This is a genomic window from Arthrobacter sp. B0316-5-4, from assembly GCF_059090325.1.
In genome coordinates, this window is the sequence record NZ_JBNHFN010000005.1 from 83,406 (window position 1) to 104,912 (window position 21,507).

The 21,507-nt window shown below is 62.4% G+C and carries 20 protein-coding genes and 1 tRNA gene; 13 read left to right on the forward strand and 8 right to left on the reverse strand.

The window, feature by feature from the left end; translation table 11 throughout:
* The first annotated feature begins 47 nt into the window (after positions 1-47).
* Positions 48-746, forward strand: a complete 699-nt coding sequence (locus AC5RU9_RS15910; protein ID WP_494017206.1) for a GntR family transcriptional regulator — start codon at positions 48-50, stop codon at positions 744-746.
* Here the strand turns inward: AC5RU9_RS15910 and AC5RU9_RS15915 are convergent, their stop codons facing one another.
* A complete protein-coding gene (locus AC5RU9_RS15915) occupies positions 747-1,472 on the reverse strand; it encodes a LysR family substrate-binding domain-containing protein (RefSeq protein ID WP_494017207.1) in 726 nt (241 codons plus the stop codon).
* 33 nt (positions 1,473-1,505) lie between these two features.
* Here AC5RU9_RS15915 and AC5RU9_RS15920 point away from each other — a divergent pair, with 33 nt between their 5' ends.
* The gene (locus tag AC5RU9_RS15920; RefSeq protein WP_211710371.1) at positions 1,506-1,955 is read left to right on the forward strand and encodes a DUF5997 family protein; all 450 of its coding nucleotides are present in this window, start codon (positions 1,506-1,508) and stop codon (positions 1,953-1,955) included.
* A 55-nt stretch (positions 1,956-2,010) separates the two neighbouring features.
* On the opposite strand, the gene AC5RU9_RS15925 is transcribed toward AC5RU9_RS15920, so the two are convergent.
* A complete protein-coding gene (locus AC5RU9_RS15925; protein ID WP_494017208.1) occupies positions 2,011-2,394 on the reverse strand; it encodes a VOC family protein in 384 nt (127 codons plus the stop codon).
* Between the two features lie 84 nt (positions 2,395-2,478).
* On the opposite strand from AC5RU9_RS15925, the gene AC5RU9_RS15930 reads away from it, so the two are divergent.
* Positions 2,479-3,048: a hypothetical protein gene (locus tag AC5RU9_RS15930; RefSeq protein ID WP_494017534.1), complete on the forward strand. Its 570-nt coding sequence runs from the start codon at positions 2,479-2,481 to the stop codon at positions 3,046-3,048.
* 16 nt (positions 3,049-3,064) lie between these two features.
* On the opposite strand, the gene AC5RU9_RS15935 is transcribed toward AC5RU9_RS15930, so the two are convergent.
* From AC5RU9_RS15935 to AC5RU9_RS15945, 3 genes are all read right to left on the reverse strand, one after another.
* Complete coding sequence (locus AC5RU9_RS15935; RefSeq protein WP_494017209.1) at positions 3,065-4,567, reverse strand: APC family permease; 1,503 nt, start codon at positions 4,565-4,567, stop codon at positions 3,065-3,067.
* 23 nt (positions 4,568-4,590) lie between these two features.
* Entirely contained in the window at positions 4,591-5,457 is an 867-nt protein-coding gene (locus AC5RU9_RS15940) for a universal stress protein (RefSeq protein WP_494017210.1), read from the reverse strand.
* Between the two features lie 113 nt (positions 5,458-5,570).
* On the reverse strand, positions 5,571-6,944 hold the full coding sequence (locus tag AC5RU9_RS15945) for a flavin monoamine oxidase family protein (protein WP_494017211.1): 1,374 nt from the start codon (positions 6,942-6,944) through the stop codon (positions 5,571-5,573).
* Between the two features lie 108 nt (positions 6,945-7,052).
* Here AC5RU9_RS15945 and AC5RU9_RS15950 point away from each other — a divergent pair, with 108 nt between their 5' ends.
* On the forward strand, positions 7,053-7,769 hold the full coding sequence (locus tag AC5RU9_RS15950) for a TetR/AcrR family transcriptional regulator (RefSeq protein WP_494017212.1): 717 nt from the start codon (positions 7,053-7,055) through the stop codon (positions 7,767-7,769).
* Positions 7,770-7,854: 85 nt separating this feature from the next.
* Here AC5RU9_RS15950 and AC5RU9_RS15955 read toward each other — a convergent pair whose 3' ends face one another.
* Positions 7,855-8,607 (reverse strand): hypothetical protein, encoded by a 753-nt coding sequence (locus AC5RU9_RS15955; RefSeq protein ID WP_494017213.1) that lies wholly within the window; start codon positions 8,605-8,607, stop codon positions 7,855-7,857.
* A gap of 273 nt (positions 8,608-8,880) precedes the next feature.
* Between AC5RU9_RS15955 and AC5RU9_RS15960 the strand changes: the two genes are divergently transcribed.
* From AC5RU9_RS15960 to AC5RU9_RS15970, 3 genes are all read left to right on the forward strand, one after another.
* Entirely contained in the window at positions 8,881-10,008 is a 1,128-nt protein-coding gene (locus tag AC5RU9_RS15960; protein ID WP_494017214.1) for an L-talarate/galactarate dehydratase, read from the forward strand.
* A gap of 10 nt (positions 10,009-10,018) precedes the next feature.
* A complete protein-coding gene (locus tag AC5RU9_RS15965; protein ID WP_494017215.1) occupies positions 10,019-10,717 on the forward strand; it encodes a FadR/GntR family transcriptional regulator in 699 nt (232 codons plus the stop codon).
* A 201-nt stretch (positions 10,718-10,918) separates the two neighbouring features.
* Positions 10,919-11,749: a class I SAM-dependent methyltransferase gene (locus AC5RU9_RS15970; protein WP_494017216.1), complete on the forward strand. Its 831-nt coding sequence runs from the start codon at positions 10,919-10,921 to the stop codon at positions 11,747-11,749.
* A gap of 39 nt (positions 11,750-11,788) precedes the next feature.
* Here AC5RU9_RS15970 and AC5RU9_RS15975 read toward each other — a convergent pair whose 3' ends face one another.
* Positions 11,789-13,102 carry an IS110 family RNA-guided transposase gene (locus AC5RU9_RS15975; RefSeq protein WP_494017217.1) on the reverse strand — a complete coding sequence of 438 codons (1,314 nt, stop codon included), beginning with the start codon at positions 13,100-13,102 and terminating at the stop codon, positions 11,789-11,791.
* Between the two features lie 299 nt (positions 13,103-13,401).
* Positions 13,402-13,484, reverse strand: a tRNA-Leu gene (locus AC5RU9_RS15980).
* A gap of 372 nt (positions 13,485-13,856) precedes the next feature.
* Here AC5RU9_RS15980 and AC5RU9_RS15985 point away from each other — a divergent pair.
* From AC5RU9_RS15985 to AC5RU9_RS16010, 6 genes are read left to right on the forward strand one after another with little or no spacing between them, the layout of a single operon-like run.
* Positions 13,857-14,606: an FHA domain-containing protein gene (locus AC5RU9_RS15985; RefSeq protein WP_494017218.1), complete on the forward strand. Its 750-nt coding sequence runs from the start codon at positions 13,857-13,859 to the stop codon at positions 14,604-14,606.
* Between the two features lie 5 nt (positions 14,607-14,611).
* A complete protein-coding gene (locus AC5RU9_RS15990) occupies positions 14,612-15,091 on the forward strand; it encodes an FHA domain-containing protein FhaB/FipA (RefSeq protein WP_211710462.1) in 480 nt (159 codons plus the stop codon).
* A gap of 3 nt (positions 15,092-15,094) precedes the next feature.
* The gene (locus tag AC5RU9_RS15995; RefSeq protein WP_494017219.1) at positions 15,095-16,783 is read left to right on the forward strand and encodes a PP2C family protein-serine/threonine phosphatase; all 1,689 of its coding nucleotides are present in this window, start codon (positions 15,095-15,097) and stop codon (positions 16,781-16,783) included.
* Positions 16,780-18,210 (forward strand): FtsW/RodA/SpoVE family cell cycle protein, encoded by a 1,431-nt coding sequence (locus AC5RU9_RS16000; protein WP_494017220.1) that lies wholly within the window; start codon positions 16,780-16,782, stop codon positions 18,208-18,210. Before AC5RU9_RS15995 ends, AC5RU9_RS16000 begins: the two co-directional genes overlap by 4 nt.
* Positions 18,207-19,664, forward strand: coding sequence for a penicillin-binding transpeptidase domain-containing protein (locus AC5RU9_RS16005; protein WP_494017221.1), 1,458 nt, complete (start codon positions 18,207-18,209; stop codon positions 19,662-19,664). The genes AC5RU9_RS16000 and AC5RU9_RS16005 overlap by 4 nt, the downstream gene beginning before the upstream one ends.
* On the forward strand, positions 19,661-21,502 hold the full coding sequence (locus AC5RU9_RS16010; RefSeq protein WP_494017222.1) for a protein kinase domain-containing protein: 1,842 nt from the start codon (positions 19,661-19,663) through the stop codon (positions 21,500-21,502). Before AC5RU9_RS16005 ends, AC5RU9_RS16010 begins: the two co-directional genes overlap by 4 nt.
* Positions 21,503-21,507: the final 5 nt, after the last annotated feature.

The following is a 21,507-nucleotide window of genomic DNA, read 5'->3' on the forward strand; positions in this document are numbered from 1 at the left end:
AACAATCCAGCGATCCTGAATTTCGGCAATCGTGTAATTTTGGTGTCATGGCCAGTGCAGATCAGGAATCAAGCGAACAAGCTGGCTTTGATGGCGCCCGCGCCAGGATGCGGCTCCGGGTTCCGTCCGTGGCTGAACGCGTCGCCGAAGAACTGCGTTATCAACTGGCCGAGGGCTTCCTCGTACCGGGCTCCAAGCTCACGGAAGCCACCATCGCCGAGGATCTGGGCGTCTCCCGGAATACGGTCCGTGAAGCTTTCGCCGAACTGGCCGGTGAGCGGCTCCTCCTCCGCCAGCCCAACAAGGGCGTCTATGTCGCAACGCTGGAGGCCGGCGATATCCACGATGTCTACACCGTCCGCCGTGCCATCGAAGTCAGCTCCATTCGCGCAGGTGGCTCACCGGAGCGCATTGCTGCCGTCAGGGCCGCCGTCGAGGAGGGTAAGCGCGCAGCAGCAGCAGACGACAATGAAGGGCTCGGCAGCGCCAACCAGCACTTCCACGGGGCGATCGTAGCCTTGGCCGAGAGTGACCGGCTGAACACGATCATGGCCCAGATCCTGGCTGAAATGCGGCTGTACTTCCACAAGGCCACCATGAACGCGCACTTCTACAGTGACTGGCTCAAGGAAAACGAGCAGATCTGCTCAGCGCTGGAAGCCGGCCACTTGGAAGAGGCCGGGGACCTGCTGCTGGCTTACCTCAACCGGTCGGAGCAGCAGCAGACCGCAATCCACGGGGACTAGTCAGCGCTTGCCCTTCTTGCGCGAACCCTTGCCGCGGCCCTTGTCCGGGTTCGGGGCGTAGCGCTGTGCGACAGCCGGCTTCTTGGGACCACCGCCGCGGCGATCCGGCTTGGGAGCCTTCTTGGGCTTCTCCTGCTGGGCAGACGGTTGCCTGGAGCTTTGCGCCGTACGGCCGCGCACGATTCCGATAAATTCCTCGATGACGGGGTTATCCGTCCCCACCAGCCAGGCCAAGCCGATCTGCGTTCCGGGAGCACCGGTCAAGCGGCGCATTACGGTGTCCTTGACGTTCAGGTGCCTGGCCACGGACATGGGCAAGATGGCCAGGCCCGCGCCTGAAGCAACAACCTGCAGCGCCATATCCGGACCGCCCATTTCATCAATGTCCAGGAAGTTTTCCTCCGCAAGGTCATCCAAGGCGACTTCCTCGAACACGGAGATCTCGTGTCCTTTGGGAGCCACCACCACCGGCTGCTCTTCATACAAGGGGATGACGTTGAGGCCTTCACGATCCACGGGCAACCGAACAAAACTAAGGTCCGCGGAACCGTCACGCAGCACCGAAAGCTGGGCGGCGTCGTCGGACATGAACGCATGCAGCGGATACTCGGGCATCCGTTCTTCCCACCTGCGGATCCATTTCCCAGGCGTCACCCCCGCAACATAGGCGAACCGGAGGCCCGGTTGGGGTTCGGCGGATTCGGGTGATTCTTCAGCGGCTGGCACACACTCACAGTACCGGCCAGATACCCTTGAAGCATGACTCCCAAAGACTCCCAGTCCATGAAGCCGGCAACAGTTGCCAAGAAACTCGGCATCTACCTGCCGGCGACACCGCAGGAGTTCCAGGATTCATCGATCTCCCGCGACGAATTCGCCGAACTTCAGGCCAACCCGCCGGAGTGGCTCGCCGAACTGCGCCGCAACGGACCCCACCCGCGCCCGGTTGTAGCGCAGAAGCTGAACATCTCCATCAGTGGCCTCGCCCGCGGCGGCGTGGAAGAAGCGCTCACGACGGCGGAAATCAGCGAGCTGCTGCAGTCTCCCCCGCAGTGGCTGGTCACCGAACGGGCCACGCACGCAGCGGTCCGCAGCGAAGCCCAGCGCGTTAAGGACGAAGCCCACAAGAAAGCAGCAACCAAGGAAGCCAGGGAGAACGCTGCAGCAAAGCGCGACGCCCCCAAGGCCTCCAAGCGGGACCACGCGTAACCTTTAGCATTTAGTGGCCGGGACCTGGGTCCCGGCCACCGCTTTTTATGGCGGGCTAGTCCTGGTGAAGTTGGACGAAGTTGCCGCAACCGTCGTCAAAGACTGCGCTGACACCGGAAGGGTCCTCAGCGGGCTCCCCCTTGAAGGTCACGCCGGCCGCGAGCAACCGCTGGTACTCGGCCTGCACATCGGGCACGCCCAGGACCACTGCAGGCAACCCGGCCTCGTAGACGGCATTCATGTAGTTGGCACCGATCGGGTTGTCGCTGGGTTCCAGCAGCAGCCCAGGCGAACTGCTGTTGTCCGCCCCGGGATCCTTGATGATGAACAGGTTGTACTCCGGCATTGCCATGAGCGTCTCAAAGCCCAGGGTCTCCGTGTAGAACGTGTGAGCTGCTGCGGGGTCCTTGACGTGGATGCTGCACATTTTCAGTCTCATGCGCCTAGGCTACGCGCCGGGTCCGACAATCTGGCCCCTCGCGCCCACGCAGGCACTGGCGCATACTGAAATCAAAGCAACGTGATGTCGCCTGGAGGTGGTCCGATGCCCGCCGTGATGCTCCTGTGGGGTGCAGCCCTGGTTCTTGCAACCGCAGCAACCACGTACGCCCTGCACAGGAAACTGATGCATGGTCGCGGCCCGGAACCGGACGGGATCTTCTGGGACGTTTTCGGAGGGTCGGTGGTGATCCTTCCGGCCATCCTGGTCCCCTCAGTGCAGTGGGCCCCCGCCGGGCTCATCATGGTCCTGGTGGGCGTAGCCACCGCCGGCGGAACCCTGGTGAGTATCCGCAAAGTGGAGCGCATCCTCGCAGCTGAGCCCCGGCGTCGTGCTGGTTTTGTCCAGGACACTGACCGCCACCAGAAGCTCGTCCAGCAGTGGCAAAGGTACGAGCTTGACCCGGGGCGGACCATTGACTTCCCGGCCATGTCAGACGTCAGGATCGCAGAAACAGCGATGCTTGCCCGGGCCATGACTGAGGCCGAATACTGCAAGGTGACCGCCGGAACCGACTACCGGGCCGCCGTGGAACGCCTGGCCGAAGCCCTGACGGCGGCCGAACGGGCTGCGGGAGTCCCAGAACCTACCTAGAGGCGGGTGAAGGCCTCTAGAGCACCTTGCCCTTGAAGAACTCGGGCCGCAACCGGTACATCACCAGCATGACCACCACGCCCAGCAGGATCACACCCATGCCCAGGATGAACACCAGGCCCACCCCGGCAACCGATGAGCCGGAGCCATATTCCGGATCCATCGAGTCCATGGCGGTCTTCACGAACATGACCAACAGGATCACCCCACCCACCAGGGGCGCCAGGAGCTTGAAGAAGAAGGCGCGCACGCTGCTGAAGGCCACGGCCCGGAAGAACCATACGCAGGCCAGGGCCGTGATGCCGTAGTAGAAGCAGATCATCATGCCCAACGCCGTGATGGTGTCCCAGAGTGCGTTCTCCGATACCGTGCGCGTGATGACGTAGAACGCCGCCGCAGCGATTGCAGCGGCAATGGTGGCGAAGCTGGGCGACTTGTACGTGGGGCTGATGCGCCCAAACCGCGGCGAGATGGCGCGGTAGTGGCCCATTGCCAGCATGGTCCGGGCCGGCGAAACAAACGTGGACTGCAGGGAGGCCGCCGAGCTGCTCAGGATGGCCAACGACATGAGGATAGCGAACGGCCCCATCACCGGTCCGGCCAGGACGGCGAAGATGCTCGATTGGTTTTCGGGGTTCCCGGCGCCCAATCCGGTGTCGCCGACGCCGGCGAACGACAGGGTGGCCAGCGCAACGGTCATGTAGATGATCACGATGACCAGCACGGTGATGGTCGCGGCGCGGCCCGGGGTCTTCTCCGGGTTCTTGGTTTCCTCATTCATGGTCAGGGTGACGTCCCAGCCCCAGTAAATGAAGATCGAGAGCGATACGCCTGCCGCAAACTGCGAGAACGAGTCCACGGCAAAAGGGTTGAACCAATCGGGCGAAATGGCAGTGGCATCAAACGCGGTGCCGTTGACGACGTGCGCGAACGCGGACACAGCGAACCAGCCCAGGACCAGCAACTGGAAGGCCACCAGCACGTACTGCACGCCCTTTGTGGTCTCCATTCCCCGGTAGGAAATCCAACACGCGAGGGCAATGAACACCAACGTGGTGGCGATGTTCAACGGAAGGATCTTGCTGAGGCCTGCCAGCTCCGGATTGCTGAAGAGCTGCCCGAGCATCAGATAGAAGAAGTCCACCGCAACGGCCGCGAGGTTGGATAACACAATGATGGTCGCCGCGATCAGCCCCCAACCACCCATCCAACCGATCCACGGCCCGAAAGCACGCGTCGCCCACGTAAAGGAGGTACCGGCGTCGGGCATGGCGTTGTTCAGTTCGCGGTAGCCGAGCGCCACCAGCAGCATGGGAATGAAGCCCACCAGGAAGATGGCGGGAAGATGCACGCCGACTTCCGAGACTGTGGGGCCCAACGCTGCGGTGAGGGTATAGGCGGGCGCGATGCATGAAACACCGATCACGACGGCGCCAATCAGGCCCACCGATCCGGCTTTCAGTCCCTTTTCACTCAGGGAAGATTCTTTCGACTGGACCGTCTTTGGTGCAGTTGACATGGATATTGCCTCTCAGGCGATTGCTAGGAGCTTTGTCGCGTGTAGTCGCGGGGGACCACAATCATGGGAACGGGGAGGGCACGCAGGATCCGGTTTGCGGTGGTGCCAAGGAAAGTGGCCCGATGCTGGGCGAGCCGGCTGGAGCCGATCAACAGGATTTCGCCGTCTTCCCAGTCAAGGCGGTCCACCGCTTCCTCGATGGTCCGGCCCTTCGCGACCACGATTTCGGGTTCCGGCACCACCGCATCCGCAGTGGAACTTTCGACGGCGGCAATGCGCTGGGCGGCATGCATCCAGGCTGCGTCGAGCAGCTCAGGCGAGTCACCGCCGTCGAGCGCCAACAAGGAGACGAGCCGCAGCGGAAGGCCGCGATCACGCGCGGACTCCACGGCAACGTCCAGGAGCTCATCGGCCCCCGGACGCGTGCCGAAACCGCAGCTCATCCGGGTGATCGGTTCCGTGCGACGATATCCGTGCGGTGCCAGGGCAACCGGCAACGGTGCCGAGTGGAGCAACGCGCCAGCCACCGAACCAATGGTGAAGCGCTTGAACAAACCACTGTTGGTGGCTCCGATGACCAGTGCCGCAGCATCCATTTCCACGGACGCGTCGATCAGCGTTCGGGCTTCGGAATCGCCGCGGCGGATGTGGCCCCGCGCGGTGATGTCGTCCGGAACCAGGGCCAGGCCTTCGTCCAACCAACGCTGCGCTTGCTCGTTAAGGATGTCGTCGTAGCCGGTTTCCGGCGGGTAGACGGCATTGAAAGGAGAGTCCTCGGGGACCACCAGGACCAGGTCCAGGCTCACATCGTGGTTCCGGGCGAGCGCCACGGCGAGGTGAACGGCGTCGTGCCCCCTCGCGTTGGCGGTGTACCCCACTACGTAGCGCATGGCGGTCCTTTCGGTGCTGAAACGGCTGGTGGTGCTCAAAGTGCTTAAACAGTGGAGCCGGCAGGCCGGGAAATGGTGCTCCCCCGGCCTGCCGGTTTGGTTGCCACAGGCGGTTAGACGGCTACTGACGCCAGCTTGTTGGCTTCAACGATGCGTGCGGCGGTTGCCTGCCCCATGCGGACGGCACCATCCACGTGCTGGTAGCCCTCTGCCGCGAGGTCCGACGAGGACCAGTAAATCGGGCCCACGTTGGCGTGCTGGTCCTTGCCATAGCGGTGCAGGCCGCCCAGGTCGTAGCTGGAGGCGTAGGCGCCGCGGGTCCATTCCTCGGAGCCCCAGTCGGACTCGTAGTAGACCTCGGGGGTGAGGGCCTTGTCGCCCAGGAAGCCGGCAATGGATTCGAGGACGGCTTTCTTCCGGCCTTCGGCGCTGAGCTCGAACACGGCGTCGGCCTTTTCGTCGGAGATGAAGCCCACCAGGGTGCCGCGGCTGTCGCCGTGGTTGGTGTTGTCGTAGACCTCCTGGACCAGCGCGCCGGCGCTGAAGCCCGTGCCGGAGAGGCCTTCTTCGCGCCAGAACGGAGTCTCGTAGACGGCGTGCACCTTGATGACCAAGCCCAGCGACTGGTGCTGGTGCATCTGGTGCTGGCGGCGAGGCAGCGGCGGGTCGAACGAGACGCGTGAGTACAGGTTCGGCGGGACCGCCATGATCACGTAGCGTGCGTTGACGGTTGCCTGCTCGGAAACCACCGTCACGTTGTTGTCATCCCACTTGATGGTGCGGACCGGGCTATTTAGGACGACGTCGGAACCCAGCTCTGCTGCCTGAAGCAGCGATACCTGCTGCATTCCGCCGATGACGCGCTTGTCCAGGATGAAGTCTTCGTCCGTCAGGTGGCTGAACGATCCAGCGGAGGCTGCCATGAGGACTGCCTGAAGTGCGGAGAAGGCGTGGGCAGGCTTGGTGAGCATGCCGCCGGCGATGAAGAGGCCGATGTTGTTGCAGGCTTCCTCGTCACTGGAGTTCTGGCGGAGCCAGTGGTGGAAGGAGATGGTGTCCAGTTCGCGGGCCTTGGGGTGGGCCCAGGGCTCGGTGGGGCCGATTTCGGCAGCCAGTTCGTCAAGAATGGCCACCAGCTTGTCCATTTCGGCTTTGGTGGTTTCGTTCACCGGGAAGGTGTCACCGGTGTACTGGGTGCGCTTGCCGTCAGCGCCGATGTAGACGGACTCGCCGTCGCGGTAGCGCGAGTACATTTTGAGGCCGAGCTCATCCAGCAGGTCCATGAGGGCCGTCTGGTCCGGTGAAACCCACTGGCCGCCGATCTCCAGCATGGCGCCGTCGATGGTGTCGGTCCAGGTGCGGCCGCCCACGCGGTCACGTGCTTCGAGCACTGCGACGCTGAGTCCGGCCTTCTTCAATTCGCGTGCCGCCGTCAACCCTGACGGTCCAGCACCGACGATTACAACGTCGCGTTCAAGATTCTGCATGATGTCCTCTCCGTGGCCGTCCGTTGGCGGCTGACCAATAAATGAATGCCATTCATTTACACTCAATAGTAGCCGCCTTGGCCGCGACTGTGAAGACCCGGTGGAATAATGCTGGGGACACAGGCAGCAGAAAGGCTCCCGATGCCCGCACCGACTCCCGCTACTTCCGCCACCCCGGCGCGCCCCGTGCGCCGCCGCGCCGGTAGGCCAACTGCGGCGATCCTGGACCAGGACGGCATCACGACGGCGGCACTGGAGTTAATCAGCACCAAGGGTTACGACGGGCTCACCATGGCGGCGCTGGCCCGCTCATTGGGTGTCGCGCCATCCGCGCTGTACAACCACGTGTCCTCCAAGGACGATGTCCTGCTGCTGCTCGAGGACCATCTTGCGGCCATGGTGGACGTGTCCGCGTTCGGCGTGGAGCCGTGGGATTCCGCCGTCCGCAAGTGGGCGTGGTCCTACCGCGACGTGTTCTCGGAGCACACTCCCCTCATCCCGGTGATAGCTGTGCTCCCGGTTGCGAACGCGCCCAAAACCCTTGCCATGTATGAAGCCGTCACTGCTGGCTTCCGGGAAGCCGGGTTCCCGGAAGAGAAGATCATCTCGGCGATTGTTGCCCTGGAGGCCTTTGTCTTCGGAGCCGCTTACGACGTCACCGCGCCGGAAGACATATTCGACGCCGGCAGCCTCGCAGACCAGGTCCCCAACTTCACGGCCGCCGTGGACCGGCTGGCCCTGCAACAGCACGCACGCCCCACTGACGTTGCTTTCAGCTTGGGACTCGAGGCGCTGATCACCGGGTTCGGGGCGCTGCGGGGCTAGGTCCCTTCGGCTCGAGCCGGCGTCGGAGTCTCAGCTTTCGCTCACGTCGGGATTGAAAAGGGTAAATAAATGCCGCCGCTGGCCATCAGAGCGCATTGATGGTGATGCCCTTGCTTATCTCGGGGAGGGTCGATTTGAGGGTATCCAGGCTGGGGCAGAGTGCTTCGACCTTGAGCGTGACTGCCGGCTTGTTGAAAGTCCGCACGGCCGCGTAGCCATAGTTGTCACCGGCCGTATATGCCACCGAAAGCATGTCTACATCATGGGTACCGCCGACGCCATAGCCCAATGTCGCGTCCTTGGCATTCGCAACGATGTCTGTCTTGCCAGGGAAGAGGATCGAGAGAACCTTAAGGGTTGATGCCCTGTCATCGCCGGGCACGATTTCGGAGGGCTGGTTGCGCACCTGGACCGTTCTTACCTTGCAGTGCGTGTTCTCGGAGCTGAAGGTCATCACACCCTCTGTCGCCATGCGGCTGTAGTCGCCTTGCCACCCAGCGGAGGGGTCTGTCAGGGAACTCGCGATATCGGGAGTGTGCCCACCATTTTCATCCCCCTCGATCCTGTTGCCGTTGTCCCATGAGAGATTTTCGGTGGCCGCATCAAGCCTTCCGGCTGCATCGCTGTTGCCGCTTGCGTTGCCGCTGCCGCTCCCTGCCTTCGCCGTGGGCGAGGCTGCGATAGCGCTGGGACTGGGGCTCTGCGAGGGGGTAGAGCTGGCGACTGCAGGGTCGGCCGGGGCCGGTGCACCGGTGGCGCAGCCACCCAGCGCCGCCGTGGCAAGAAGAGACGGAAACAATACAAAAAGCAGCTTGCTCGATGCGCTCGGGGTCTTCATAGGAATCCTTTGATGTGCGGGGGTGCATGCCGAGGCGAACCGGAACAGTCCCCAAACCAATATATCTACCGACTGGATTAATCTATCAGTCAACCCGGGATGTCGCCACGCGGCTATAGTCACCAGGCCAAGGCGGCCTTGCCGCCGTCGTCGACTATTCGAGCAGTAGCGGAGGTGGCGTTCGAGAAGGGGGCCGCCTCCAACTCTTGTAAGACAAGTTTTAAACTTGTATCATAAGTGGCAGGCAAGGATGCCACACCCACTAGGAGAACCATGAGCACCGTAGATCTCATTCGCCACGTCAAGCTGTCCTCGGCGCGCCTACCCCTCGCCGTACCGATCAGCGATGCGAAAGTCTTCACGGGCAGGCAGAAGCCCATGGCCGAGGTTGTGTTCCTGTTTGCGGAGATCACCACGGAACAGGGCCATACGGGCATCGGCTTCAGTTACTCCAAGCGGGCCGGAGGTCCGGCACAGTACGCCCACGCCAAGGAAGTCGCGGAAGGCATCATCGGCGAGGACCCCAACGACATCGGCAAGATCTACACCAAGCTCCTCTGGGCCGGCGCCTCGGTGGGCCGTTCGGGTGTGGCAACGCAGGCACTCGCCGCAATCGACATCGCGCTCTACGACCTCAAAGCCAAGCGTGCCGGGCTCCCCCTTGCCAAGCTGCTGGGCTCCTACCGGGACTCCGTCCAGACGTACAACACCTCCGGCGGCTTCCTCAACGCCACCCTGGACGAGGTCAAGGACCGCGCCACGCAATCCATCGACGAAGGCATCGGCGGCATCAAGATCAAGGTTGGCCTGCCCGATTCCAAGGAGGACCTCCGCCGGGTCGCCGGAATCCGCGAGCATATCGGCTGGGAGGTCCCGCTCATGGTGGATGCAAACCAGCAGTGGGACCGCGCCACCGCGCTGCGCATGGGCCGCCAGCTGGAGGAATTCAACCTGATCTGGATCGAAGAACCCCTGGACGCCTACGACTTCGAAGGCCACGCGCACTTGGCCCAGGTGCTGGACACGCCCATCGCCACAGGCGAAATGCTCGCCTCCGTCGCCGAACACAAGGGCCTCATCAACGCCAATGGCTGCGACATCATCCAGCCCGACGCACCCCGCGTCGGAGGTATCACCCAGTTCCTGCGGCTCGCGGCCCTGGCAGACGAGAGAGGCCTCGGTCTCGCACCCCACTTCGCCATGGAAATCCACCTCCATCTGGCCGCTGCCTACCCCCGCGAACCGTGGGTGGAGCATTTCGACTGGCTGGACCCGCTGTTCGAGGAGCGACTCGAAACCAAGAACGGCCGCATGATCGTTCCCGACCGGCCCGGACTTGGCGTCACGCTGAGCGATCAGGCCCGCGCCTGGACCACCGAATCCGTGGAGTTCGGCGCGTAATCTTGAACCCATGAGCCGAAACCTGACCGCGGATCTCGCCGCCGACCTTCGCAACCGCATCGTCGACGGCGCCATCCAGCCAGGTGAGAAGCTCCCCAGCGAAAACACCCTCATCAGCGAGTTCGGGGTGAGTCGGACCGTCGTCCGCTCCGCCCTGACCCGGCTGCAGGCCGAGGGACTGGTGGAAACCGAACGTGGGCGGGGCAGCTTTGCGCTGACTCCGCCCGCAGACGGCCCGTCGCCGGCGCCCGGAACCCGGACCGTCTCCAGCATGGAAGACCGGTTGCAGATGCTCGACTTCCGTATCGGCGTCGAGACCGAAGCCGCAGCGCTGGCCGCGCGGAACCATACTGAACGTCAACTTAAGGCGGCGCACGGTGCCTTGGAGCAGTTCGTCGCCAGCACGGGCCACCCGGGGCACTCCATGAAGGCCGACTTCGAATTCCACCGGGCCATTGCGGCCGCCACCGGCAACCCCTTTTATACGGATTGCATCTCCGCCCTGGGCCAGACCATGATCACCATGCCGCGCCCCCGGCTCGTCGCAAGCGACGATGTGGACTCCCGCGAACGGTTCGAGCAAGTGGTCCACGAACACTCCTCCATATACTCAGCTATCGCAGAGGGCGATCCCGTGGCTGCCGCGGCCGCGATGCGCCTGCACTTGAGTAACTCACGACGCCGGTTCACGGCTTCCGCACGGGGCTAACGGTTCCGCGCGGCTCACCCCGCGCGCCCTTGGCCCACCCGCGCCGCATCCCCGTGGCTGGCCCGCATATCCGTTGCTGCCCAGCAACGGACAAGCGGGTTGCCAACTACCTTGATGCTCCTATAGGTGTCAAATCGCGCGTGAAGTCTAAGAGTCGTTTACCAGTCACTGTTTGGCTAAGCGCTTCAGTAGGGTGGATGGATGGCACCCTCCCATGACCCGCAGGTGCGGGCATCCACCGTACGTACCGGGCCGTGGATTGCCGCCGCGAGAGCATTGGAGAGTGCCCGCCCGGACCGGCTTTTTAACGATCCGTGGGCCGGGCTTCTGGCGGGAGAAAGTGGTAGAGCCGCTTTGGACGCCGCGGCTTACAACCCGTTCTTGCCGGTCCGCACAAGGTATTTTGACGATCGCATTCTCGACACCGTCCGGGAGGGAACCCAGATTGTCTTGCTGGGCGCTGGCCTGGACACTAGGGCGTTCCGGCTTCCCTTGCCCGCCTCCTGCACCTTCTTTGAGATCGACTACGCCGAGGCTTTCACGCAGAAAGAAAGTATCCTGCAGACCGCATCGTCCAGGTGTGAACGACGCTGCGTCCCTACGGACCTGTCCGGGCCTTGGATCCAGGATCTGCTGGACGCAGGCTTTGACCGACGCATTCCCACGATCTGGGTTGCCGAAGGGCTCTTTTTCTATCTGGCTGTTCCCGACGTTGAGTCTCTGGTCGGTGAGGCCGCGGCATTGTCCTGCCAAGGGTCCGCTTTCTTGGCCGACCTCTTTGGCGCTGGTCTTTTGGCCTTGGAAAGCATGGCGCCGCTGGTGGCCCAGCGCAGGAGCGTTGGTCGGCCGCTGCCCTTTTGCACGGATTCCCCGGAAGCCGTGTTTCTGGCTGGCGGTTGGAGGAAAGTCTCGGTAGTTCAGCCCGGTGAGCCTGCAGCAAACTTCGGCCGTCTCACGCCGGTGCCCCGCGCAAGGGGCACCGGCGGACAGCAAGACAATCTCCGCACCTATTTGGTGACCGCCGTACTTTGACGGGCTGATCAAGGTGACTTGATCTGTCCATGGCTGGGGTCAATTCGGGTTATCCACGGCTGGTTTTGTGGGAGCCGTTGGGGTAGCTCCCTCGGTGGCGGTAGCGGTGGATAACCCGTGCGAATTGTCCCCGGTTGTGGACAGGTGTTGTTGGGTGAGCCATTGTCGATACCTTTGGGCGACGTGGTCATTTCTGGCGATTCCTCGTTCTATGCGGGAGAGGTTGGAGGGCCACTGGTTAAGTTGTTCGCCGGCTTCCTGCAAGGTGACGCCGAGCTGCCGTCTGAGGGGCCTCAGGTCGGTGATGTCAGGCGCTGCAACAGGGCTGAAGATTTGGCGATAGATTTCCCGGGCGACGTAGCGTTTGAGGCAGCGCATGGTTTCTCGTTTGCTCTTTCCATCGGCCATTCGTTTGGCAACGTAGTCCTGGGTTCTGTGGTCTGATTGCATGCGGGAGAGGACGACGTGGTGGAGGGCGCTGTTGGCTTGGCGATCGCCGCCTTTGCTGAGTCTGTGGCGGTGTGTTTTGCCTGATGACGCGGGCACGGGCGCGGTGCCGGTGAGGGCGGCGAATTGTGCTTCGTTGTTGATCCGTTCGGGATTGTCCCCAACGGTGACCAGGAGCTGGGTGGCGACTTCTACGCCTACGCCTCTTAGTTCGGTCAGCAGCGGTGCATATGCGGCGAGGATTTCCTGCAGAAGTTCATCGGTCGAAGCGATTTCGGACCGGAGGGATTGATACCACAAAGCCAGCGTTTTTAGCGTCAATGCAGTGATGTATTCCGTGTCTGCAGGGTGCCCGGTGGGTCGTGAACGCGTAAGCGCGGTGATCATCGCTGATGTGGCGAGACCCCGGTACTTCGATCGGATGGATTCCGGTGCTGAGACCAGCAGGCTCCGGATTTGGTTAATGGCGATTGTGCGCGCCTTCATTGCCGAGGTCCGTGCTGTCCGCAGGATGCGGAGGCATTCGACCGGCCCGTCTTTGGTTTTGGGAGTTGAGATACCTCGTTCGGCCAGTACAGATTGGGCGGCCTGGTAGGCGTCGATTGGATCTGACTTTCCCCGGATCCTGCGGTGCTGACGGTTGGGTCGATTGACCTCGTAAACCTTCATCTCTTCTTTGATTAGCACGCGGGACAGTTCCGCCCCGTAGGAACCCGTCCCTTCGACTCCTACGGCGCTTACCGTGCCGTGGCTGGTGATGAAGTGAAGCAGTTTGCTGTAGCCGGCGGCTGTTGCTGCGAACTTTTGATCGGCGATGGGTTTGCCGTACTCGGTGACTACGGCGACGTGGTGTGTGTCGGCGTGGGTATCAACGCCGACGATGACTTGGGGTAGTTCCTCGACCAATATGGCGACGGCCTGCTCTTCCTGGTCTTTGTGTGTTGCACGTTGGCCAGGCCGGCAGACAGCACGGTAATGGGACTACAGCGATTCAGGCTCCTATTAGGTCATGTCCGCCTGGCTCAACGGGCTTGGTGTTGGTCCTGAACCGGTGGACAAATCATGGGAAGGACAGCGTTTGCAAGCGTCAGGTGGGCGACGGGTCACGCCGGTTCAGGACCTTTACCATCATTACCGTGGGCGTAATGGGTGAGAGGACAAAACAAAAGAGCCCCAGTCCTAAGACTGGGGCTCTTTCCATTGCGTGCGCGAGGGGGGATTTGAACCCCCACACCCTTTCGGATACTGGCACCTGAAGCCAGCGCGTCTGCCGTTCCGCCACTCGCGCGCAACTTCTTTTTCCGGACTTCCGCAGGTTTCCCGGCTTCGTTTCCTTCAAAAGCAGCGAGATCAAGCATAACGGACATTCGCTTCAAAACACCAATCGGGGTACCGGGAGGGTCCTACGGGCCAGCCATGCCCAGCAGAATTCCCTCAACAACGGCTGAATTCCATGGAAATTTCTCGCCCCGCCTGCCGCGCCAGCAAGGGCCGGGAGAGAACTTTTCCGGGTCGCAAGGCGTTGTGGATTAAGGCCATTCCCAGTCAGTCCCAGTAGTATCGGGAAGTGGAAGGGCCGTCAGGCGCGTACTTCGCTGTGTGCGCAGACGGACTATCGGACAGGCACAACAGGTGCCGCGGCAAGGAAAGGAGAAAGACCATGGGTTTGCTGGACAAAGTCGAGCGCGGCATTGAAAAAGCCGTCCGGAACGTCTTCTCCACGGGGTCGCGGGCACGTGTTGAACCGGTGGAGATCGCAAGCAAGCTAAGGCGCGAGCTGGACAATAAGTCCATCACCATTGCCGCCGGCCGTACCCTGGCTCCCAATGTCTTCGATGTCCTTCTCAGCGACGAAGATTTCGCGAGGGCCCAGGAATGGGGAACTCCCCTGGCCGAGGAACTCTGCGATGTAGTGATCCAGCACGTCCGCAGCCAGGGCTACACACTTCAGGGTGCAGTCCGGATCTCGTTCCGTCGCAACGACGAAGAGCGCGCCGGCCATTTTGAAATCACTTCCCGCACCGAGAAGCAATCCGATGATGCGGCTCCGGCTCCCCAGGCTCCGCGCACCCATGTTCCCGCAGCTCCTGTCCGACAGCCCACCCGCCTCCAGCCCGTCCTTGACATCGGCGGCCAGCGATATTCCCTCAATGCCCAGTCCGTAGTACTCGGCCGTTCGTCGGAAGCCGACATTCTTGTAGATGACACCGGCGTTTCGCGGAAGCATCTTGAGATCCGCACCGAGAATGGCAGCACGTGGGCCGTTGACATGGGTTCCACTAATGGCAGCTACGTCAACGGACATAAGGTAAACGGCAGCGTCGAGCTCACCGACGGCTCAACCATCACGATGGGACGTACCAAGATCATTTTCCGCCTCCTCCCCCAAGCCCCGGGTGGCCACGCGTGAACGACATCAGCGAACTGACCATCACAGCGCTTCGCTTTGGGTTCCTCCTGCTGCTCTGGGTCCTGATCTTCAGCATCGTGTCCACCATGCGCCGCGACTTCCAGATCGGCCGCAAGGCCGTGACAGGCGTTCCCACCGCCCGGGAAGTCCGCAAACACCCGGAACTGGCCGCGTCACCGCCGCCGCCAATCCAGCATGCGCGCAACCTGGTGGTCACTGAGGGTCCACTCAAGGGCACTACCGTCCCCTTGGCCGCGAGCCCCATCCTGCTTGGCCGTGCGCAGGAAGCCACGTTGGTCCTCGAGGACGATTACGCCTCAGGACGGCACGCCCGCCTGTTCCCGCAGGGCAGCCGCTGGTTCATTGAGGACCTGGGCTCCACCAACGGCACCTACCTGGCCGATCAACAGCTCACCCGCGCTTTGCCGGTTGAACTTGGCGTCCCCGTGAGGATCGGCAAGACGGTCATTGAATTGAGGCCGTAGTCCATGGCCGCCCCCGAGACCCCCGACGGCAAGGAGACGCCTGCCGAGCGCCCGCTCATCATGCGCTACGCCGCGCGTTCGGACGTCGGTCGGATCCGCTCCAAGAATGACGACTCCGCATACGTGGGCCGCCATCTTGCTGTCGTGGCCGACGGCATGGGCGGTCATGCCGGCGGCGACGTCGCCTCGGCCTCAACGGTCCTGGACATGATCCACCTTGATCATGACGACTATCCGGATGGTGCCGACACCGTCCTCGCTGACGAGATTCAAACGGCTAACTCGTTGCTGTCAGAGCTTGTCCACCAAAACCCCAAGCTTTCCGGCATGGGCACCACGGTCACCGCCCTGCTCCTCGAGGACCGGAAGCTCCACTTCGCCCACATCGGCGATTCGCGCGCGTACCGACTGCGGAACAAGAAGTTTGAGCAAGTCAGCGTGGACCACACGTTCGTGCAACGCCTCATCGATGAAGGCCGCCTTCGGCCCGAAGAAGCCGAAACACATCCCCACAAGAACGTCCTGATGCGCGTCCTCGGCGACGTCGATGCCAGTCCTGAACTGGATTTGGATGTCCTTGACGTCGAACCCGGCGAACGCTGGCTCCTGTGCTCCGATGGCCTCAACTACGTGGCGGGCCACGTCGTGGAACGCATGGTCCGCGAGACCAAGGACCTGCGCGAATGCGCCGAAATCCTGGTTGACCTGACGTTGGAGGCCGGCGCACCGGACAACGTCACCGTTGTGATGTTGGAAATCGCGGAAGAAACCGACGACGACGTCAACACGGCCGCCGTCGACATCGTCCCGGCCGCGGCGCTTGCCTCGTTCGACGACGAAGCTGACTCAGTGACCGCGTCCAAGTCACCGGACGGTCCCTCCGCGACCAAAGCGGCTGAGGACTCCGATGGCAGCTCCCGTGCGAAAGCTGCCCGGGACGCAGATGCGGGATCATCCTTCAGCCCAGGCGACCCGACCACTCCGGATGAGGAAGCGGAATCATCCGAAACGTCCGCTTCCGGAGAACCTCCGGCCACCACGGACCCCCATCTTGGCGAGCATCTGTCCGCGGAGGTTTTGCGCGAGGAGCTCGCCAGCCGCCCCCACGAACTCGTTGGTGCGGCAGCCACGGCAGCGGAAACCGGATCCATTCCAACAGTCGCCGGCCGAACGGTTGCCCGTCGGGCGGCCACGGTCCTGACCCACAAAGCCGAACAAGACCGCGTGGACGTTGAAGAGCCTCCTCGTCGGCGCGTGCGATGGCTGATGCCCGCAGTTGCTGCCGTGGTTGTCCTCGGCGTCGTAGTAGGCCTCTGGCTCGGCTATGCATGGACCCAGACCCGCTACTACGTGGGCGAATACGACCAACGGGTAGCCATCTTCAACGGAATTTCGCAGAGACTCGGCCCTATTCAGCTTTCCCGGCTTGAGGCCGTCACAGATATCAGGGTGGATTCATTGCCGGAATACGGCCAGCAAAGCGTACGCCAGACCGTACCCGCAGGTGACCTCGACGACGCCCAGGGCATCGTTGAGAACCTGAAGAATACCGGGAGCGCGTCAGCCAATTGCCCCACGAAGGGGGCCAAGCCGACGCCGTCGCCGACCATCAGCGTTCCTGTGCCCAGCACGGCCGCAGTCGCGACCCCGAGCCCTTCGCCTATCCCCACTTCCTGTGAGGCGGCCAAATGACCCAGGTTGAAACCGCCCCCAAGCCCCGCAGGAACGTGGAGCTGGTCCTCATCGTCCTGGCACTTTCCGTGGGTATCGGCGCCAGCGCCCTGGTGAGCATCAACTCGAACCTCGGCTTGGACAGCGACTTCTGGTTCCAGTCCAGTCTGCTCGCCGTCGCCGCTTTCGCGTTCCATGTTGTTCTGCGATTGCGCGCAAAGTATGCCGATCCGGTAATACTTCCCATTGTTGTGGCATTGAATGGACTCGGGCTTGCCCTTATCCACCGGATGGACGGCCCCGGCGATGACACCGGCAACAACCAGCTCCGTTGGACGCTTATAGCGATGGCAGTCTCCATTGCAGTGATTTGGTTCCTCAAGGATCACCGCATTCTGCGGCGCTTCACCTACATTTCGCTGGCCGTCAGCGCTTTGCTTCTGCTTCTGCCGCTGATCCCGGGCATCTCCGCGGGTGAGGTTTTGGGTGCCCAAGTCTGGATCCGGCTGGGTCCCATGACGTTCCAGCCGGGTGAAATCGCCAAGATCACCTTGGCCATATTCTTTGCCGGATATCTTTCCTCCAACAGGGACCTCATCCTTTTGGCGGGCAGGAAGATCGGACCCATGCAGTTCCCCAGGTTCAAGGATCTTGGACCCATGATCACTGCGTGGTTGGTGAGCATCGGTGTGCTGGTTTTCCAGCGCGATCTGGGCTCCTCCGTCCTCTTCTTCGGTCTATTCATTGTGATGATCTACGTGGCCACCAGCCGTATTTCGTGGGTGGTGATCGGCGTGCTGCTGCTCCTGGGCGGCGGCTTTATTGCGTCCCGCATTTTCTCCCACGTGGCATTCCGAATCGACAGTTGGATCAATGCCTTCACCCCCGAGGTATTCGGCAGGTCTCCGGGCGGCAGTGCCCAAATCGTCCAAGGCCTGTTCGGCATGGCCGATGGCGGTTTGGTGGGCACTGGCCTGGGCCAGGGGCGGCCAGACCTGGTCCCCTTCGCCAACAGTGACATGATTGTGGCGCTCATTGGCGAAGAACTCGGCCTGATAGGCCTTTTCGCCGTCGTAATGCTGTATTTGCTGCTCTTCACACGGGGATTCCGGGCTGCCCTGGGAACCCGCGACGCTTTTGGCAAGCTGCTGGCCTGCGGCCTTTCCTTTGCAATAGCCCTTCAGTGCTTTGTTGTTATTGGTGGCGTCACACGGCTGATCCCGCTCACGGGCTTGACCACGCCTTTCCTCGCTGCGGGTGGTTCATCACTTCTGGCCAACTGGATCATCGTCGGGTTGCTCCTGATGATTTCCAACACCGCGCGTGGTCCGGTGGATACCACCCCCATGGTCAGCAAAGCCCCCACAAGCGGCAGCAGCCCAGTAGTTCGTAAGCCGTCCACAGGACAAACACCCAGCGCACCAACGGAGGCGGTGAAGCAGCAATGAACCAGGCAATCCGTAGTTCCTGGCTGGCCGCTGTCGCCATGTTCGCGCTGATTTTCGGCGCCATCAGCTATGTCCAGGTCATCGGCGCTGACGATCTCAACGCCAACCCGTGGAACCAGCGCGCCATCCTGGCCACTTATTGCAACGACCGCGGTGCCATCATTGTGGGCGGGAAACCGGTGGCAGAGTCCGTTCCCGGGACAGAGACTTGCGCCTTCCAGCGCAAGTACAACCAGCCTGAGCTTTACGCAGGAGTGACTGGATTCTTCTCCCGCGGCTATGGTTCCACCGGTCTGGAGCAGTCCATGGGCGATACCCTTGCCGGGAACTCGGACCAGTTGTTCCTGGATCGCCTCAGCCAGATGTTCCTTGGCAACGAGCCCAAGGGCGCTTCCGTGGAGCTGACATTGGATCCAGAGATCCAAAAGCTGGCCTATGATCTCATTCCCGACGGCCAGCGCGGCTCCATCGTCGTGACCAACCCCAAGACCGGTGCGATTCTGGCGATGGTCTCAAAGCCCTCCTATGATCCCAACCTGATTGCTACCCATGATTCCAAAGCAGCAGACGCAAACATGGCTCAGCTGAACCAGGTTCCCGGGATCAACCTGAACCAGAACGTCAGTGGACCTACCGGCAACCTGCTCTCGCCCGGGTCTGTTTTCAAGCTCGTCGACACCGCAGCGGCACTGAACTCGGGCAAGTACAACAAAGACAGCGAACTTCCCAACCCCTCGAGCCTGCCGTTGCCGGGTTCCAGCGCGAGCCTCCCCAACTACGCCGGCGGTAACTGCAACGTCCGGGAGACGGCGTCGTTTGTCTTTGCTTTGGAGCAGTCCTGCAACACGCCGTTCGCCAGCATCGCGCTGGACCTTGGCCAGGATGCCATCCGCGACCAAGCCAAGAAATTCGGCTTCGGTGAGAACTTCGGCGATCAGCTCAAGCTCCAGATGGCCCCCAGCATCTTCCCTCAGGACCTCGACCAGGCCCAGCTCGCCCAGTCGGCCGTTGGCCAGCGCGACGTCAAGGCCACCCCGCTCCAAATCAACCTGATGACGGCGGCCATCGCCAACGGCGGGGTGCAGATGAAGCCCAGCCTGGTGAAGACCGTTCGCGCTCCGGACCTTCGCGTTATCAGCGAAACCAAACCCGAGGCCCTCCGCACCAGCACCACGGCACCCATCGCTAGCCAGATCACTGAATGGATGACCAGCGCGGTGGACAACGGCATTGCCCACGGTGCAGCCGTTCCCGGAGTGAAGGTGGCCGGCAAGACCGGAACCGCCGAGCTGGGGGATTCAGGTTTGAACAACTCATGGTTTACCGGGTTCGCCCCGGCAAACGACCCGCAAGTAGCCGTCACCATCGTCATGGAAGGTGTGGATGTGCTCAGCGGTGCCAAGCTAACCAGTCCGAACGCAAAGAAGATTTTTGAGGCGGTGTTGAATAAGTGAGGCCTACTTCGGGAATCACACTCGGCGGCAGGTTCCAGCTGACCAGTCGCATTGCGATTGGCGGCATGGGCGAGGTCTGGAAGGCCAAGGACCAGATCCTTGGCCGGATCGTAGCCATCAAAGTGTTGAAAGAGGAATACACGGGGGATCCCGGCTTCCTTCAGCGCTTCCGTGCCGAGGCTCGCCACACCGCCCTCCTCAACCACGTAGGCATCGCCAACGTCTTCGATTACGGCGAGGAAGCCGGCTCGGCGTACCTCGTGATGGAACTCGTACCAGGTCACCCCTTGAGCGGCATCCTGGAGCGCGAGCAGGTGCTGTCCCCGGACATGACACTTTCGATCATCGCCCAGACTGCCCGCGCCCTCGCAGTGGCACACGCCCAAGGCCTGGTTCACCGCGATATCAAGCCGGGCAACCTGCTGATCACCCCTGACAACCGCGTCAAGGTCACCGACTTCGGCATCGCGCGCCTGGCCGACCAGGTGCCGCTGACCCAGACCGGACAGGTCATGGGTACTGCCCAGTACCTGGCGCCCGAGCAGGCCACGGGCCAGACTGCTACCGGCTCTTCGGACATCTACTCGCTGGGTGTTATCGGCTACGAGTGCCTCACGGGTCACCGTCCGTTCTCCGGCGAATCGCAGATCGCCATTGCCCTCGCCCAGGTCAACGATGCGCCGCCGCCCCTGCCTGAGACGCTGCCAACGCCTGTTCGGGCGCTCCTGATGTCCATGCTTGCCAAGGACCCCAAGAACCGGCCGGCCAACGCCATCAAGCTTGCCGAAGCCGCCGAAGCCATCCGCAACGGCGACATCGCCACGGCCCACGCTGCTGTCCCCGGCATGCTGCTCTTCGAAAGCACCACCGGCCCCATCACGGCCCCCGTCGACACCGCAACGGCGCCCACCGGCGTCGTCACCTCGCCTTACGGCAAGGAGCAATCGTCGACGGCGACTTCCGCGCTTCCGGTGCTGGGCGCTGGCGCCGCCGGTGCCGCAGTAGGGGCTGCGGCCGCATCCTCTGACAACGCCCTGACTCGTGCCAACGCGCTGGAGGCAGAACGCCAACTGAACGACGAAGAGGAAGTCGTCTACACCGATGACGAAAACTTCGACGACCCGGAACCGGAACGCAAGAAGCGCAGCCCGTGGACATGGCCGCTCGTGGCCCTGATCCTCTTGGTGCTTTTCGCGTTGGTTGGCTTCCTGATCTCCCAGTCTGGTTTCTTCTCGCCCAACCCCGCACCCAGCGAGACCACCACCACAAGCCCCAGCCGCAGTGCAAGCCCTACGCAGACGTCGGCTGCCCCGACGCCTTCATCCACGCCGACGTCCGAGGCTCCCTCGCCCACACAGACCACGCCTGAGAAGATCAACGTAATTCCCGAGCAGTATTTGGGCCAGCCGTTCGCGACCGTCAGTGCACAGCTCCGCAACCTCGGGCTTGGTGTCGACGGCCAGGAAGTTTTCAATGCCGCCGTACCCGGGACCGTGATTGGCATCAATCCCCAAGGACCCGTTGATCCAGGACAGACCATCACCGTCCAGTACTCCAAGGGCCCTGAGAAGGTAGCAGTCCCGAGCATCGGTGTGGGTCTAGATGAAGCACAGGTACGGGATCTGATTGAGGCAGCGGGACTGCGCTGGGTGGCTGGAGAGCCCGTCAACGGTGCAGTTGGGCAGCAGCCTGGCACCTTCGTTCGCTCTTCTCCCGCAGCGGGCGCTGAAGTGACGGCTGGCTCCACCGTTACCTACTTCCTGTCCAAGAACGCTGTTCCCACCAACCCCAACACCCCTAGCGCCAACCCCAGCGCTTCCGGCAACCCGAAGAACTAAGTAAG